This window comes from Streptomyces iakyrus (genome assembly GCF_000717055.1).
Lineage (GTDB): Bacteria > Actinomycetota > Actinomycetes > Streptomycetales > Streptomycetaceae > Streptomyces > Streptomyces iakyrus.
Map to the genome: position 1 here is coordinate 18,598 of NZ_JNXI01000043.1, position 16,369 is coordinate 34,966.

Sequence of the window (16,369 nt, forward strand, 5' to 3'; positions counted from 1 at the left end):
TCGCGGGCGCATCGCGGGCCGGTGAACCGCTCGGCGATTGCGGAGACCTTCGCAGAGGCCTGACTTCGGAACAATCGCAGTTCGCTTCACCTGGGTTCAGCTCAGCTAAAGTCACAGGCATGCTGAACGTGCGCCGACTGCTGCTGCTCACCGAGGCCACCGAACGCGGGTCGCTCACCGCCGCGGCCGAGGCGCTGGGCATGACCACCTCCGCCGCCTCCCAGCAGATGTCCCTGCTGGAGCAGGAGGCCGGGCAGCCCCTGATCGAGCGGCTGCCACGCGGGATCCGCCCCACCCCGGCGGGTGCCGCCCTGGCCGGGCGCGGTCAGGCGATCCGCCGTGAACTGCGCGCAGCACAAGCCGACTTGGACTCCTTCACGGCCCTCGACCAGGGCACGTTGCGGCTGGGTTCCTTCCCCACGGCGAGCGCGTCGCTGCTGCCGCTCGCGCTCACCCGCTTCCGTCGCCGTCACACCGGCATCCGTATCGAGGTACGCGCCGGGGTCCTCGCCGAGCTCCGGGAAATGCTGCACACCGGCGAGGTGGAGCAGGGGCTGCTCTGGGACTACGAGTGGAACCGCCTCGACGATCCGGCGCTCACCCTCACCCACCTCCTGGACGACCCCACGGTGCTGGTCGTTCCCGCCGACTCACCCCTGCGCAGCCGTCCCTCGGTGCGCCTCGGCGACCTCGCCGACCAGGAGTGGATCATCCGGGCCGACAACCACCCCGTCGCCGACGTCCTGCGCCGGAGCTGTCGCCGGGCGGGCTTCGAGCCGCACATCGCCTACTCCTCGCACGACTACCAGGAGGCCCAGGCCATGGTGGCCGCCGGGCTCGGCATCGCCCTCGCCCCGCGCCTGGCCCTCACCAGCCGCCGCAGCGACGTACGGCTCCTGCCCTTCGCCTCCGATGTACCGGCCCCCACCCGCCGTATCCTCCTGGCCCGCGCCACGTCCCGCCCCGCCACCCCGCCCGCCCAGGCGATGGCCCGCGTCCTGCGCACGGTGGCCCAGCGGTTCACCGCCCCCGGCCTGGACCGGGCCCAGCTCGGTGCGGTACGGCGCGGCTGAGGACACGCAGCGGCGCATGTCCGCCTCGGCCGCGTCCCTGGCGGGCCGCAGGATCACCTAGGGCAGGGCCTGTTCGGCCCAGATCACCTTGCCCTGCGGGGTGTACCGGGTGCCCCAGCGCTCGGCCATCTGCGACACCAGGAACAGGCCCCGGCCACCCTCGTCCGTCGACGCGGCGTACCGCAGATGCGGTGAGGTACTGCTGCCGTCGGCCACTTCGCAGATCAGCGTACGGTCGCGGATCAGCCGCACGTGGATCGGCCCGGAGCCGTAGCGGATGGCGTTGGTGATGAGCTCGCTGAGGATGAGCTCCATGGTGAAGCCGAGCTCCGACAGGCCCCACTCTTCGAGTCTCCGGGACACGGCGTCGCGCATACCCGCGACGGCGGCGGGGTCCGGTGGTACGTCCCAGTCGGCGATCCGGTCGGGCGGCAGCTGCCGCGTGCGGGCGACGAGCAGGGCGACGTCGTCCTTGGGACGCTCGGGGAGCACGCGGTCCAGCACGTCCTGGCAGGTCTCCTCGGGCGGCCGGCCGGGGTGGCCGGTGAGCGCATCGCGCAGCAGCCCCATTCCCACGTCCAGGTCGCGCCTGCGGTCCTCGATGAGGCCGTCGGTGTACAGGACGAGCTGGGTGCCCTCGGCGAGGCACAGCTCCGCGGTCTGGAACGGCATACCGCCGAGGCCCAGGGGCGGGCCGGCGGGCACGTCCGGGAAAGTGACGCTCCCGTCGGGCTGGACCAGCGCCGGCGCGAGATGCCCCGCACGCGCCATCACGTAGCGGCGCGTGACGGGGTCGTAGATCCCGTACAGGCAGGTGGCGCCCACGACGCCCGCCGCGCTCTGCGCCGTCTCGTTCTGGTCGATGCTTCCGACCAGGTCGTCCAGATGGCTGAGCAGCTCGTCCGGTGGCAGATCCAGGGCGGAGAAGTTGTGCACCGCGGTACGCAGCCGCCCCATCGTGGCGGCGGCGTGGAGGCCGTGACCGACCACGTCGCCGACGGCCAGTGCCACCCGGCTGCCCGGCATGGGGATCACGTCGAACCAGTCCCCGCCCACGCCCGACTGGGCGGGAAGGTAGCGGTAGGCGATGTCGAGCGCGTTCTGCTCGGGCATGGCCTGCGGCAGCAGGCTGCGCTGGAGGGTGACCGCCAGGGCGTGCTCGCGGGTGTAGCGGCGGGCATTGTCGATGCTGATCGCGGCACGGGCCACCAGCTCCTCCGCCAGGGACACGTCCTCCTCGTTGAAGGGCTCGTGCTGCCGCGTGCGCCAGAAGCTGGCCATGCCCAGTACGACACCACGGGCCTGGATGGGGGCGGTGATCAGGGAGTGGATGCCGTGGTCGATGATCGCCCTGGCCCGGTCCGGGTCCTGTACGCGCCAGCTCGTGGCGGAGGGCAGATCGCTCACCAGCTGGGAGCGGCCGCTGCCGTAGCCGCGCGCCTGGGGCGTGGAGGGAAGGTAGTCGAACAGCCGGCCCTGTTCGGTGAGCGGATGATCGTCCACGATGCCGGACACGGCCGCGCGTCGCATGTCCGTCCCCGTGGGGGCCGGCTCCTCTCCGTGCAGGACGGCGTCGGCCAGGTCCACGGTGACGAAGTCCGCGAAGCGGGGGATGGGGACCCGCGCCAACTCGTCGGCGGTGCGCAGCACGTCCAGGGTGGTACCGATGTGGAGTCCGGCGTCGTACAGCAGCCTGAGCCGCTCCCGTGCCACCTCGGCCCGGCCCGTCACCGCCTGCAGCTCGGTGGAGTCGCGCAGGGTCACCACCGTTTCCCGGGGGCCGCCCGCGCGACCCGTGGGCCGCTGGTTGACCGCGATCAGCCGCTCTCCCGAGAGGTGCACCTCGTCGGTTGCCTCGCGCCCGGAGGCGAGCAGCTCCTTCAGCTCGGGATCGAGTCCCGGCAGTTCCGGGACGAGCCGCCCCTCGATGTCCGCGGGCAGCTCCAGCAGCCGTCTGGCCTCGTCGTTCGCCAGCATCAGCCGCCCGTCGGCGGCCACGATCAGCACCCCTTCGCGAACGGAGTGGAGCACCGTGTCGTGGTGCTCGTACATCAGGGCCATCTCGTCCGGGGCCAGGCTGTGTGTCTGCCGCCGCAGCCGCCTGCCCAGCAGTACGGTCACGCCGATGGACAACAGGAGCGCTCCGGCCCCGGCGCCCAGGATGATCGGCAGTTGCCGGGTCAGCTGACTCTCGACGTTCTCGACCTTCATCCCGGCCGACACGAGCCCGACGACCTCGCTGCCGCCGCCCTTGACCGGCACCGTGGCCTGCACCTCGCGACCGAGCGGGCCGTCGACGCTCTCCACGTAGACCTTCCCCGCCAGCGACGGTCCGATCTCGCCCACGAACCGCTTTCCGATGCGGTCCGGCAAGGGGTGCGTGTAGCGGATGCCCTCGGTGTCCATGACCACGATGAAGTCGACGTCGGCGGCCCGGCGTGCCGCTTCGGTGAGCGGCTGGAGGATCTTGCTGGGGTCGGGGGTCCGCAAGGCCGCACGCACACCCGGTGAGTGCGCGAAGGTCTGCGCCACGGCCGTGGAGCGGCGCCGTGCCTCGGCGCTGGTGTCCCGCTCCGACTGAAGGATGAGGGCGAAGACACCGCAGGCCACGAGCAGCACCACCAGGGCCACCTGGAAAACCAACACCTGCCCGGCTACGCTCCGCGTGCTCTTGCTGACCAGGCGCTTCACCGACAGGCGTGGAAAACGGGCGAAAAGACTCGCCATGCGACCTTTTTAACACCAGTGATCCCGAGTGGCCAGGGCGCGCCCGACCGTGCCCGGCTGGCCTCGGGCGTCTGAGCGGCCGCGCGGTCGCGCGGTCGCGGCCCCTCCGGGCAGGCCCGCGACCTCTCCGGGCAGGCCCGTGCCCCTGTGGACAGGGCCGTCAGCCGCGCAATCTCGCGCAGGGCGCATGATCCTTCCGCGCCCCGTGTCCGATTAGGTCGATATGATGCTTTTTGTGATCTCGTCTGCACGGCTGTGGCGCCGTCGCCCCGCCTACAGCGGCCGATGGGAAGCCGCCAGGCTGTCGCCCCTGGTCCTGACCGTTCTCATCGCCGGCCTGGCGTTCTCCACACCGAGGGAGATCGCCTTCAGTCGCCTTCTGCCCGCGGCGCCGGCCCTGGCGGCCGCGATGTGGCCCGTGCTCCCCACGGTGGTGCTGGGGGCGTTCTGCTTCGTGCTCATGATCGTCCTCAGCTTCTTCCACACCGATCTGGGGACCCAGTACACGTCGGCCGCGATCATCGCCGTCACCCTGGCGGCCGCGTACGGCAGTCATGTCCGGCATCAGCGGGAGGAGACCCTCTTCCAGGTCCGCCTCGTCGCCGACGCAGCCCAGAAGGTGCTGCTGCGCCCCCTGCCGCGCCGCATCGAGGGCATCGAGATCGAATCGCTGTATCTGGCGGCCCAGGAACAGGCGAGGATCGGCGGCGACTTCTACGAGGCGATCGGTACACCGCACGGGGTCAGGCTGCTCATAGGCGACGTACGAGGCAAAGGCCTGTCCGCGGTGGGAGCGGCCTCGGCGGTGATCAGCTGCTTCCGGGAGGCCGCCTACGACGAGCCCGACCTGCGGGGCATCGTCCACCGCCTGGAGACCACCGTCACGCGCCACAGCGCCGCATTCCCCGTCCAGGACCAGCCCGAGCACTTTGCCACGGCCCTCCTCGCCGAGATCCCGCACGGCGGCGACCGTCTGCTGATTCTCAACTGCGGGCATCCCCCGCCGCTCATCGCGCACTGCGGGAAGGTCCGGATCCTGGAGCCCGCCATCCCCTCCCCGCCCCTCAACCTCGCAGCGCTCATCGGCGACCGCTACTGGGTCGACATCGTCCCCTTCGCCCCGGGCGATCAGTTGCTGCTCTACACGGATGGCGTATCCGAGACCCGGGACCACACCGGCCGGTTCTTCCCCCTGCCGGACTGGATGCGGCGGCAGGACACGGAACACCCCCGCGAGCTGCTCGACCGGCTGCACGCGGATCTGCTCCGGCACAGCGGCGGAAGGCTCGGCGACGACATCGCGGCCCTCGCGCTCAGGCACACCACCGCACAGGACAGGGAAGTCCTCGGCACCGACGACTGAATCCCGGTGCCGGGCGGAGGACCTCCTGCGGTGCCGGAGATCCCGGGAGCACCGGACCGGGATGCCCGGACGCGGCTCAGCCCGTGTGCAGGACTCGCAGTCGGTCGGGATGCCGCGGGTCCCGGTCGACGACCTGGACCGGGGCGCCGGCCCACTGCCACACATCGCTACCCGGCACGCGGGAGAGCCGGATCCGCCCACGCGTGCCGTCGGCTGCGGTACGCGGCCAGGCTGCCGCGATGCGCGACCGGTCCGTGCCGTGGGCACGCAGCACCTCGGCGAGGAGGGCGACCGTGTCGTAGCCCTCGAAGGCGACGAAGGAGGGCGCTTCGGCCACCTGCTCGCGCAGGGCCGCCTCGACGCGCTCACCGAGGGGGGTGAGCCGCTCGGGGAGGTAGCGCAGGAACGGGATCCCGGCTCCGTCGGGGCCCAGCAGCGCCGCCCACTCGGCGAACTCGGGCTGCCCGGCCGGAGCACCGATCATGAGCTCGGCGAGGCGCCGGTCGCGGCGGACGGATCTCACGATCGGCACCGCCGGATCCGGAAGGCCGGCCAGTACGAGGAGGGCTGTCACGCGCTGGTCGGCCAGCGCGTCGCACACGGACGCGGGGGACAGGGCGCGCGCGTCGAGTTCGACGACGCTGCCGCCGCGTGGAGTGACGTACTCCCGCAGAAGGCGGGTCCCGGACGCCCAGTAGAGACTCGGCTCGGCCGCCACGGCGATCCGGTCGCGGCCCGCGCCGAGGAGGAAGTCCGCGTAGGCCTGCCAGCCGCGGGACTGCGGCGGGCAGAGGCGTGCGACCCGGTCCGTCGGCCGGTCGGTGAGCGCGTCGAGAACCGCCGACGAGCAGAGGAACGGCAGGCCGAGGGCGTCGGCCCGGGTGGCGGCGGCGCGCGCGACGACACTGTGATACTCGCCCGCCAGGGCCGTCACACCAAGGCGGGCCAGTTCCTCGACGGCCGCCTCGGCCCTGCGCGGATCGGCCGCGGTGTCCCGGACGACGAGTTCGAGCGGCGTCCCGGCGATTCCGCCGCCGTCATTGACGTCGCGAACGGCCGCTTCCAGCCCGGCGAGCAGGTGTCGGCCCGCCTGGACCCAGCCGGGCCGGGTCAGCGGGGCGAGGGCGCCGATCCGGACGGACTCGCCGGGATCACCCAGGGGCAGGGCCCGGTCGTACGGGTGCATGTCGTCCCGCCGCGTCGGGAACTCGTGTTCGGCCATGCCGGCCATTGCATACACCCCGGCGCCGGCAGGCAACCGGATGGGTGGCGGCTACTGGGTGACCGGTTTCCTGACGCGGTCCGTCTCGTCCTGGACGAGCAGGGAGAGCAGGGACGCCACGGACAGGCCCGCTTCGGCCGGGTGGCGCAGCACCTTGTCCGGCTCGATGCGGTAGTTGTTCGTGCGTCCGTCCCGGGTGTGGGACAGGTAACCGTCCTGCTCCAGGTCGGAGATGATCCGCGAGACCGCGCGCTCCGTGAGCCGGCAGCGGGCGGCGATGTCGCGGATGCGGGCGTTCGGGTTGTCGGCAATGGCTGCCAGAACGCGCGCGTGGCTGGTGATGAACGTCCATCCGGTGTGGGACTGGGGCACTCCGACCATGCGCAGCATTTTAGGGGACGCCATTGCCGGAACCTAGATACGTGACATACTTTTCATGCAACAGATGACGTGCTCCCGTTCGGGAGAGCCACAGAAGGAGCCCGAAGGTGCCCTGGGACGATGCCGGCATGCCCGCGCTCACGCGTGACACCGGTGCCAAGCCGCTGCCGCAGCAGGCCCCCGCGCCGACCCGTCCGGGGGCTGCGCCGTCGCAGTACGAACGGCACGGAGTCCGGGTCGTCGTCGCCCGCGGCGCCTACGACATGGACTCGATCACGCCCTTGGCGGACGCGCTGGACGCCGCGGTCAGGAAGGGTCCGAAGGTGATCCTGGACGCCTCCGGCATCACCTTCGCGGACTCGACGCTGCTGAACCTGCTGATCCTCACCCACCAGGCCGGCGCCCTGCGCGTGGTCGCGCCGTCACCGCAGCTGCGACGGCTGTGTGAGATCACCGGAGTCGACGGCCTCCTGGAGATCCGGGATTCGGTCGATGACGCCGCCGTCTCCTGATCCGTCTCGGCGGCCCACGTCTTCTTCACAGAAGAGGACCGGCGGCATAGCCTGCGGAAGATCCGTCCGGCAGCGGCGGGAACAGGGCTCGCCCGGGCGTGCGCGGCACTGCCGTAGACCTCGATCCAGGCGTCGCCCGAGGGGCTCGTGGCAGGGCGTCGCTGTTCGGCCGAGGACGGCGGCCCGTGCTTTGTTCAGGGCTTGAAACGTGGGTTAACCTGCGGCGTATTTCCACATCACATACACATCCGTGACTGCGGAGATACCTGCACGGCAACCGGGCCGCCCATCGGCCCGGGGGTTCCGAGTCCTCGGTTTCCGAGGGCTCTTGGGGAGCGGAACGAGGGTGCGCATGACCAGCGACAGCACGGGCGTCGTCGATGCGGTGCCGGGCGACCAGGAGTTGCGAAGACTGCTGGCCGGCCTGACAGCCGTGCGCGACGGGGACTTCGGCACCCGGCTGCCGGACGACGCGGACGGCCTCATGGGCGACATCGCCAAGGTCTTCAACGGCATGGTGGACCAGCTGTCCGTGTTCACCTCCGAAGTCACCCGCGTGGCCCGCGAGGTCGGCACCGAGGGCACACTCGGCGGGCAGGCGGAGGTGCCGGGGGTCTCGGGCACCTGGGCCGACCTGACCGACTCGGTCAACGCCATGGCCGGGAACCTGACCACCCAGGTCCGCGACATCGCCCAGGTGGCCACGGCGGTCGCCAAGGGCGACCTCTCGCAGAAGATCGACGTGCCCGCCCGCGGCGAGATCCTCCAGCTGAAGGAGACCGTCAACACGATGGTCGACCAGCTGTCCGCGTTCGCCGACGAGGTCACGCGCGTCGCCCGCGAGGTCGGCAGCGAGGGACGCCTCGGCGGGCAGGCCCAAGTGCCGGGCGTGGCCGGGGTCTGGCGCGATCTGACCGACTCCGTGAACCACATGGCGGGCAACCTCACCAGCCAGGTCCGCTCCATCGCCCAGGTCACCACGGCGGTCGCCGAGGGCGACCTGTCGCAGAAGATCACCGTGGACGCGCGCGGGGAGATCCTGGAGCTGAAGAGCACCATCAACACGATGGTCGACCAGCTGTCCGCGTTCGCCGACTCATGGCGGGCAACCTCACGGGTCAGGTCCGCAACATCGCCCTCGTGGCCACGGCGGTCGCCAAGGGTGACCTGTCGCAGAAGATCACCGTGGACGCGCGCGGGGAGATCCTGGAGCTGAAGAGCACCATCAACACGATGGTCGACCAGCTGTCCGCGTTCGCCGACAAGGACCTCACCGACAACGTCAACGTGATGGCGTCGAATCTGACCGGCCAGGTCCGCTCCATCGCCCAGGTCGCCACCGCCGTGGCGCGCGGCGATCTCTCGCAGCGCATCACCGTGGAGGCCGCGGGCGAGGTCGCGGCGCTGGCCGAGGTCATCAACACGATGGTCGACACGCTGTCGGCCTTCGCCGACGAGGTCACGCGTGTGGCCCGTGAGGTCGGCACCGAGGGGCGTCTCGGCGGCCAGGCCCACGTGCCGAACGTCGCCGGCACCTGGAAGGACCTCACCGACAACGTCAACTCCATGGCCAACAACCTCACCGGCCAGGTGCGCAACATCGCGCTCGTGACGACCGCGGTGGCCCGGGGTGACCTGTCGAAGAAGATCGACGTGGACGCCCGCGGTGAGATCCTCGAACTCAAGACGACGATCAACACGATGGTCGACCAGCTGTCCGCGTTCGCCGACGAGGTCACGCGTGTGGCCCGCGAGGTCGGCACGGAAGGACGGCTCGGCGGACAGGCCGAGGTCGAGGGCGTCTCCGGCACCTGGAAGCGCCTGACGGAGAACGTCAACGAACTGGCGGGCAACCTGACCCGTCAGGTGCGGGCCATCGCCGAGGTCACCAGCGCCGTCGCCGAGGGCGACCTGACCCGGTCGATCAACGTGGAGGCGTCCGGCGAGGTCGCCGAGCTCAAGGACAACATCAATTCGATGGTGGAGTCCCTGCGCGAGACCACCCGGGCGAACCAGGAGCAAGACTGGCTCAAGACGAACCTCGCCCGGATCTCGAGCCTGATGCAGGGCCACCGCGACCTGCCCGTGGTCGCCGAGCTGATCATGGACGAGCTCGTCCCGCTGGTCTCGGCCCAGTACGGGGCCTTCTACCTCGCCGAGGACGGCGAGGACGGACCAGAACTGCGGCTCGTCGGCTCCTACGGCTACCCGGAGGAGAGCAGCCGGCCCTCCCGCATCGCCTTCGGCCGCACCCTGGTCGGACAGGCCGCGCGCAGCCGGCGCACCATCATGGTGGAGGAGCTGCCGGACGGCTACGTCACCATCTCCTCCGGCCTCGGCCAGGTGGTGCCGTCCGCACTGGTGCTGCTGCCCATCGTGGTGGAGGGCCAGGTCCTCGGCGTCATCGAGCTGGCGTCGGTCACCCGCTTCACCCAGATCCACCGGGACTTCCTCGCCCAGCTGATGGAGACCATCGGCGTCAACGTCAACACCATCGTGGCCAACGCCCGCACCGACGAGCTGCTGGTCGAGTCCCAGCGGCTCACGGTCGAACTCCAGGCCCGCTCGACGGAGTTGCAGGTGCAGCAGGAGGAACTCCAGCGCTCCAACGCGGAACTGGAGGAGAAGGCCTCGCTGCTCGTGGCGCAGAACCGGGACATCGAGGCGAAGAACCTCCAGATCGAGCAGGCCCGCCAGGAGCTGGAGACCCGCGCCCAGCAGCTGTCGCTCGCCTCGAAGTACAAGTCGGAGTTCCTGGCCAACATGAGCCACGAACTGCGCACCCCCCTCAACAGCCTGCTCATCCTGGCCCAGTTGCTGGCCCAGAACCCGTCCCGCAACCTCACCCCCAAGCAGGTCGAGTACGCGCAGATCATCCACTCCGCCGGTTCGGACCTGCTCCAGCTCATCAACGACATCCTCGACCTGTCGAAGGTCGAGGCCGGCAAGATGGACGTCACGCCGGAGCGGGTGTCGCTCCGTCAGCTCATCGAGTACGTCGAGGCCACCTTCCGGCCGATGACGACGCAGAAGAGCCTCGACTTCACCGTGACGACCGCTCCCGGCGCGCCCGCGGACGTGCTGACGGACGAGTCCCGGCTGCGGCAGGTGCTGCGCAACCTCCTGTCGAACGCCGTGAAGTTCACCGAGCAGGGCGGCGTTGAGCTGAGCATCGAGCCCGCGTCGGACGACGAGGTGCCCGAGGGCGTGGTCCGGGGCGCCGCCGTAGTCGCCTTCCGCGTCAAGGACACCGGCATCGGCATTCCCGAGCAGCACCTGGAGACGATCTTCGGTGCGTTCCAGCAGGCGGACGGCACGACCAGCCGCAAGTACGGCGGCACCGGCCTGGGCCTGTCCATCACCCGCGAGATCGCCCAACTGCTGGGCGGTGCCGTGTCGGTGCACAGCACGCCCGGCCAGGGCAGCACGTTCACCCTCTTCCTGCCCGTGGCCCGCCCCGACTTCGAGGAACTGCTCAGCCACGGCAGGCCCCTTGAGCGGGCCTCGGCCGAACCCGTGCCGCACGGACTGGCCGGTTCGGTGCCGGTGCCCCAGATCGGCCCCGGCCCGCGGCCCCGGCGCCTGCTCGTCGTGGAGGAGCGCTCGCGCGGTCTGCTGACCCTCGTCGCGGAGAGCGTGGTCGCCGACCTGACGCACGGCCGCGCCGACGGTGCTCAGCGGCCCGCGGTCGACATCATCACCGCCGTCGGAGCGCAGGAGGCGGCCGGTGCGCTGGCGTCCGAGCCGTGCCACTGCGTCGTCCTGGAGCTGGGCATGCGCGACGACGAGGCGTCCCGCTTCCTCCAGGCCCTGGAGGGCGACTCGGCGCTGACGAGCGTTCCGGTGCTGGTGCACAGCAGCCATCCCACGGACGTGCCCCTGGACGAGACGCTGCGCTCCCGCTCGGCGGGCGGTGCACTGGAGCTGCTGTCCAGCCTCGACGAGCTGCGCGAGCGCATCGCCCTGCACCTGTCCGCCGAGGAGCCCGGTGACGTGCTCTCCCTCGTCCGGACCGAAGGGCCGCAGCATCTGACACCGCCCTCCGTAGACGACGCGTCGGCCGGCCGCACCGTCCTGGTCGTCGACGACGACGCGCGGAACCTCTTCGCGCTGAGCGGGATCCTGGAGCTCCAGGGCTTCCGCGTCCTGCACGCCGAGAACGGGCGCAGAGGCATCGAGACGCTGGTGAACAACCCGGACATCGCCCTCGTGCTGATGGACGTGATGATGCCCGAGATGGACGGCTACACCGCGACGGCCGAGATCCGGCGGATGCCGCAGTACGCGGAGCTGCCCATCATCGCCGTCACGGCGAAGGCGATGCCGGGCGACCGGGACAAGAGCCTCGCCTCGGGTGCCAGTGACTACGTCACCAAGCCGGTCGACACGCGCGACCTCATGGCCTGCGTCCGCCGCTGGCTGCCCGCATGAGCGCCCCGGTGCCCGGCCCGCCGACCGGCGGACCGGGCGCCCCGCAGCGCCTGTCGTTCCGCGCCCCAGGGCACTCCAGCCGAGGAGCATCCACACCGTGAGCATGTCCGAGCAGCCGCGCGAACCGGGTCAGGACGGTGAGCCGGAGCGCCACTCGGCCACCGGAACCGGGTCTGACGGGCCGTCGGTGACGTCCGACGCCGTACCTCCGACCACCGACGGGGAGCTGAAGGCCTCCGACGAGGAGGCGAAGGCCTCCGACGCGCAGTCCGAGGCCTCCGAAGGGCACGCGGTGGCGTCCGACGAGTACGCGGCGGCGCCCGACGGCCGGCCGTGGGCTTCGCCGGGCGAGTCGTGGACCGCCGACGACCCGCCCGCCGACCTCATCGAGGGCCTGTCGTCCGCTTCCCCGGTGGGCCGGCTCGCCGCCACCGTGGAACGGCTCAGCCGGGAGGTCCGGGCCGCCCAGGCGGAGGCCGAGGGACGTGCCCTGGTCGAGCTCGCCAAGGGCGTCCTGGTCGAGCGGCTGAAGTGCGGACCGGCCCAAGCCGCCCGGCAGCTCGCCCAGTTGGCCGAGCAGGCCCAGGTCACCCCCCTGGAACTCGCCGTCGACGTCATCAACCAGGCCGCCCGGGACCGGATGTCCGAGGTGACGGACGCCTTCCTCGCCGCCACCCGCGCCGCCGACGAGGCCGAGACCGAATCGGCCGCCGTACGCCTGCGCGCGGCCGAGAGCGGCGTCCTGGCGGCGGACGACGCCCAGGCCGTGGCGGACGCCCTGCTGGAGCAGGCACTGCGCCCCCTCGGTGCGGCGGCCGTGGCCATATGGGCCGCGGGCGCCGACGGTTCGCTCACCCTCGCGGGCAGCGCCGGCTTCTCACCGGCCGAGGCCGCGCGCTGGCGTTACGTCCCCCCGGACGTGGTGACCGTGGCGCGGCGGGGCCTCATCGAGCGCGACGGCCAGTGGATCACCTCGCTCGGCGCGACCGGGCTGCCCAGCATCGGCGTGCACCACCACCCGGACGGCGGCCGGGCCGCGCTGCCCGCCGGCACCGGCGGCCGCATCCACGGCGTGCTGGAGATCGCCTGGCCGGAGCCGCTCGCCCCCCAGCCCCCGCAGATCGTCCGCCAGGTGGAGGCACTGGCCGAACTGTGCGCCCACACACTGGAGACGCACGCCCCTTCCCACGGAGCGGCCCACGAGCCCCGCGTCCTGCCGGATGCCGCCGAGCTGATGGACCTGGCCGACGGACTGCACGACCCCGCCCTCGTCCTGGTGCCGCACCTCGACAGCGACGGACACCTGGTGGACTTCCGCATCCAGCACGTCAACAGCAGGTTCCTCGACCCGGCGGGCAGGCCACGGGCGGTCGTGAACGGCGCGCTGCTCCTGGAGGCTTATCCGATGGCCGCCGGGGACAGCGAGTTGTTCCAGCGCGTCGAGCGGGTCTACGCCACCGGTGAGCCCTTCCGGGCCCGCCGCATGAACCTCACCGCCCTCGTCGACCAGGTCCCCCTCTCGGCGGTGGCCGACATCAGCATCAGCCGCCACGGCATGTCCGTGCTCCTCATCTGGCGCATCGAGGACGAGGCGGCGCGACTGGCGAGCCTGCTCCAGCACGCCCAGCGCCTCGGCCGCATCGGCGGCTTCGAGGAGAATGTGCTCACCGGGGAGATCACCTGGAACGGGCAGCTCTTCGACCTCTACGGACGCCCGCAGACGAGCACCCCGGTCCCCCTGGAGGAGCTGCCGGCCCACGCCCACCCCGACGACGGCGTCTCCATCCGCCGCTTCCTGCGCACGCTGCTGCACCACCGGCGGCCGGCGGCCGCCGCGTTCCGGTTGCAGCGGCCCGACGGCGTGACCCGGCACATCCGGATCGTCGCCGAACCGGTGCTCGACACCGACGACCGACTGCTCTTGGTGCGCGGCGCCTGCCAGGACATCTCGGCCCAGCACTGGACCGAGGTGGCGCTCGCCGCCACCCGTGACCAGCTGGCGCACACCGAGCAGCAGGCCACCGAACGCAACCGGCTGACCCTGCAGTTGCAGCACGCCATCATGCCCCCGACCCAGGCGCCGTTGCAGGTGGCCGGGCTCCAGGTCGCCGTCCGCTACCGGCCCGCGGAGACCGAGCAGCTGGTGGGCGGCGACTGGTACGACGCCGTCGTCCTGCCGTCCCGCAAGGTGCTGCTGTGCGTGGGTGACGTGGCCGGGCACGGCATCGAGGCCGCCACCAGCATGGTCGTCCTGCGCAACGCGCTGCGCGGCCTCGCGGTGACCGGCGCCGGGCCGGGCCAGCTGCTGTCCTGGCTGAACATCGTGGCGCACCATCTGACGGGTGCCGTCACCGCGACCGCGGTGTGCGGGCTGTACGACCCGGTCACGCGGACGCTGCGCTGGGCCCGGGCGGGACACCTCCCGCCCGTCCTCGTCCGGGACACCGAAGCGGCCCCCCTGCCCCTGGTCAAGGGCTTGTTGCTGGGTGCCGTCCCCGAGGCCGTCTACGAGGAGACCGAGCTCCAACTCGCGCCCCAAGACACCCTGTTGATGTACACGGACGGTCTGGTCGAGCGCCGGGACCGGCCCGTGGAGGAGTCCCTGACCCACCTCCTGACCACCGCCCGCACGGCCCCCAGCACACTCGACCAGCAACTGGACCGCCTCCTGACCTACAGCAAGTCGGACACCGACGACGACACGTGCATCGTGGGCATCCGGGTCGGGTGAGGGACGCGAGTCCTGAAGCTGCGGAACGGCCCGGCTGTCACAGATCCGGGCCTCGCCCTGTCTCTCTGGTGAGTCAGCAACCCATCGAACGGAGACAGTGATGAAGATCGTGGTCGTCGGCGGTACGGGCCTCATCGGCTCCCAGGTGTCCGCCCTCCTGCGCGAGGGCGGACACGAGGTGGTGCAGGCCGCCCCCTCCACGGGCGTCGACACCCTCACCGGCGAAGGACTGGCAGCTGCCCTCAAGGGCGCGGACGTGGTCGTGGACGTGTCGAACTCGCCGTCCTTCGACACCGAACCGGCCCTGGACTTCTTCACCCGCTCGGCCCGGAACCTGTTCGCCGCCGAGAAGAAGGCGGGCGTCCGCCACCACGTGGTGCTCTCGATCGTCGGCGTCGACCAGGTTCCCGGCTACGGGTACTACGAGGCCAAGGTCGCGCAGGAGAACGCCGTGCGCGGCAGCGGCGTGCCGTACAGCATCGTGCGCGCCACCCAGTTCTTCGAGTTCGTCGCCCCCGTGATGAACATGTCCACCGAGGGCGGCGAAGCGCGGCTGCCGTCCACGCGGCTGCGCCCGATCGCCTCCGCCGACGTCGCCGCGGCCGTCGCCGAGGCCGCGCAGGGCGAGCCGTCGAACGGCATCCGCGACATCGCGGGCCCCGAGGTGCACGGCCTCGACCGGCTCGGTGAGATCACGCTCGCGCTGAAGCCTGACGGCCGTACGGTCGTCACCGACGAGACGGCCGGCCTGTTCGCGGGCATGCCCGACGTGCTCACCGGCGACGGCAGCGCGCACCTCGCGTCCACCCGGTACGAGGAGTGGCTGAAGCGCGCCTGACCGGGCCGGCTACGGGCGGTCGGTGACCCTGCGGGCCGACCGCTCGTACGCCCGCAGCTTCTCCGGCGCCAGGACCCAGTAGAGCCCGTCGATGCCGTCGGGGCCCACGGTGACGCTCACCAGGGCGACGGCCGCCCCGTCCTCGACGAGCAGCAGGCTCGGCTGCCCGTTGGCCTCGACCACGCCGTACTCGGCGCCGGGGAAGAACGTGTGGGCGAAGGCGGTGACCCTGGCCACACGCGCCGGCCCGACGAGTTCCACCCGGGCCACGCCGCGCATGCCGTTGCCGTCGGCGTAGGCGACGACGTCGGCGGACAGCACGCTCTCCAGCGCGGCGACGTCGCCCTCCCGCGCGGCGGCGACGAACGCGTCGAGCAACCGCCGGTGCTGGGCCGTGTCGACCGGTTCCCGGCGCTCGGCGGACAGCCGCTTGCGCGCCCGGCTGACGATCTGCCGCGTGTTGACCGGGCTCAGCTCCAGCATGCCCGCGATCTCGTCGTACGCGTAGTCGAACGCCTCGCGCAGCACGTAGGCCGCCCGCTCCACCGGATTCAGCCGCTCCAGGACCAGCAGCACGGCCAGCTCCAGCGCCTCGCCCCGCTCCGCGCCGACCTGCGGATCGACGCCGGTGTCCACGGGTTCCGGCAGCCACGGGCCCACATAGGCCTCGCGGCGGACCCGCGCCGACCGGGCCACGTTGATCGCCACCCGGGTGGTGATCCTCGCGAGGAACGCGCCCTCGTCCAGCACCGCACTCCGGTCGGCGTCCTGCCAGCGCACCCACACGTCCTGCACCACGTCCTCGGCGTCCGACACGCTGCCCAGCACGCGGTAGGCGATGCCGAACAGCCGCGGACGCTGCCGCTCGAACGCGTCCGCCGCCGCGTTCAGCGTGTCATCGGACAGAGGCGACTGCTGGTCCATGGCGCCGGTGCCTCCCGGATCGATGTCGTGAATTCCGACAGTACGTCCGGGAGCACCGGCACACGCCCCCTAGGACTTGTCCGGCCGATCATGCGCGGAGCCAGATGACGAGGGCTGCGGCAGTCGCGGTGCCGAGGAAAACGTAGCCGCGCTTGTCATAGCGGGTG

At 71.6% G+C, this 16,369-nt stretch carries 9 protein-coding genes and 1 pseudogene; 6 read left to right on the forward strand and 4 right to left on the reverse strand.

The genetic code is table 11. The features are described from left to right. Nucleotides 1-119 precede the first annotated feature (119 nt). The gene (locus OO68_RS40250; RefSeq protein ID WP_033314451.1) at nucleotides 120-1,073 is read left to right on the forward strand and encodes a LysR family transcriptional regulator; all 954 of its coding nucleotides are present in this window, start codon (nucleotides 120-122) and stop codon (nucleotides 1,071-1,073) included. A gap of 57 nt (nucleotides 1,074-1,130) precedes the next feature. On the opposite strand, the gene OO68_RS40255 is transcribed toward OO68_RS40250, so the two are convergent. Then, complete coding sequence (locus tag OO68_RS40255; protein ID WP_209442679.1) at nucleotides 1,131-3,800, reverse strand: SpoIIE family protein phosphatase; 2,670 nt, start codon at nucleotides 3,798-3,800, stop codon at nucleotides 1,131-1,133. A 235-nt stretch (nucleotides 3,801-4,035) separates the two neighbouring features. Here OO68_RS40255 and OO68_RS40260 point away from each other — a divergent pair, with 235 nt between their 5' ends. Then, the gene (locus OO68_RS40260; RefSeq protein ID WP_033314453.1) at nucleotides 4,036-5,163 is read left to right on the forward strand and encodes a PP2C family protein-serine/threonine phosphatase; all 1,128 of its coding nucleotides are present in this window, start codon (nucleotides 4,036-4,038) and stop codon (nucleotides 5,161-5,163) included. 76 nt (nucleotides 5,164-5,239) lie between these two features. On the opposite strand, the gene OO68_RS40265 is transcribed toward OO68_RS40260, so the two are convergent. Next, nucleotides 5,240-6,349 carry an ABC transporter substrate-binding protein gene (locus OO68_RS40265; protein ID WP_033314460.1) on the reverse strand — a complete coding sequence of 370 codons (1,110 nt, stop codon included), beginning with the start codon at nucleotides 6,347-6,349 and terminating at the stop codon, nucleotides 5,240-5,242. An 87-nt stretch (nucleotides 6,350-6,436) separates the two neighbouring features. After that, nucleotides 6,437-6,766, reverse strand: a complete 330-nt coding sequence (locus tag OO68_RS40270) for a helix-turn-helix transcriptional regulator (protein ID WP_033314461.1) — start codon at nucleotides 6,764-6,766, stop codon at nucleotides 6,437-6,439. A 107-nt stretch (nucleotides 6,767-6,873) separates the two neighbouring features. Here OO68_RS40270 and OO68_RS40275 point away from each other — a divergent pair, with 107 nt between their 5' ends. The 4 genes and pseudogenes from OO68_RS40275 (at nucleotide 6,874) to OO68_RS40290 (ending at nucleotide 15,278) form a co-directional block, all read left to right on the forward strand. Further along, on the forward strand, nucleotides 6,874-7,278 hold the full coding sequence (locus tag OO68_RS40275) for an STAS domain-containing protein (RefSeq protein ID WP_245237423.1): 405 nt from the start codon (nucleotides 6,874-6,876) through the stop codon (nucleotides 7,276-7,278). A 352-nt stretch (nucleotides 7,279-7,630) separates the two neighbouring features. Further along, nucleotides 7,631-11,709: pseudogene (locus tag OO68_RS42815) on the forward strand (HAMP domain-containing protein). A gap of 103 nt (nucleotides 11,710-11,812) precedes the next feature. Then, entirely contained in the window at nucleotides 11,813-14,440 is a 2,628-nt protein-coding gene (locus OO68_RS40285) for a SpoIIE family protein phosphatase (RefSeq protein ID WP_245237425.1), read from the forward strand. Between the two features lie 100 nt (nucleotides 14,441-14,540). Next, nucleotides 14,541-15,278, forward strand: coding sequence for an SDR family oxidoreductase (locus OO68_RS40290; RefSeq protein ID WP_033314454.1), 738 nt, complete (start codon nucleotides 14,541-14,543; stop codon nucleotides 15,276-15,278). Nucleotides 15,279-15,287: 9 nt separating this feature from the next. Here the strand turns inward: OO68_RS40290 and sigJ are convergent, their stop codons facing one another. Continuing rightward, nucleotides 15,288-16,202 (reverse strand): RNA polymerase sigma factor SigJ, encoded by a 915-nt coding sequence (gene sigJ / locus OO68_RS40295; RefSeq protein ID WP_033314455.1) that lies wholly within the window; start codon nucleotides 16,200-16,202, stop codon nucleotides 15,288-15,290. Nucleotides 16,203-16,369 lie beyond the last annotated feature (167 nt).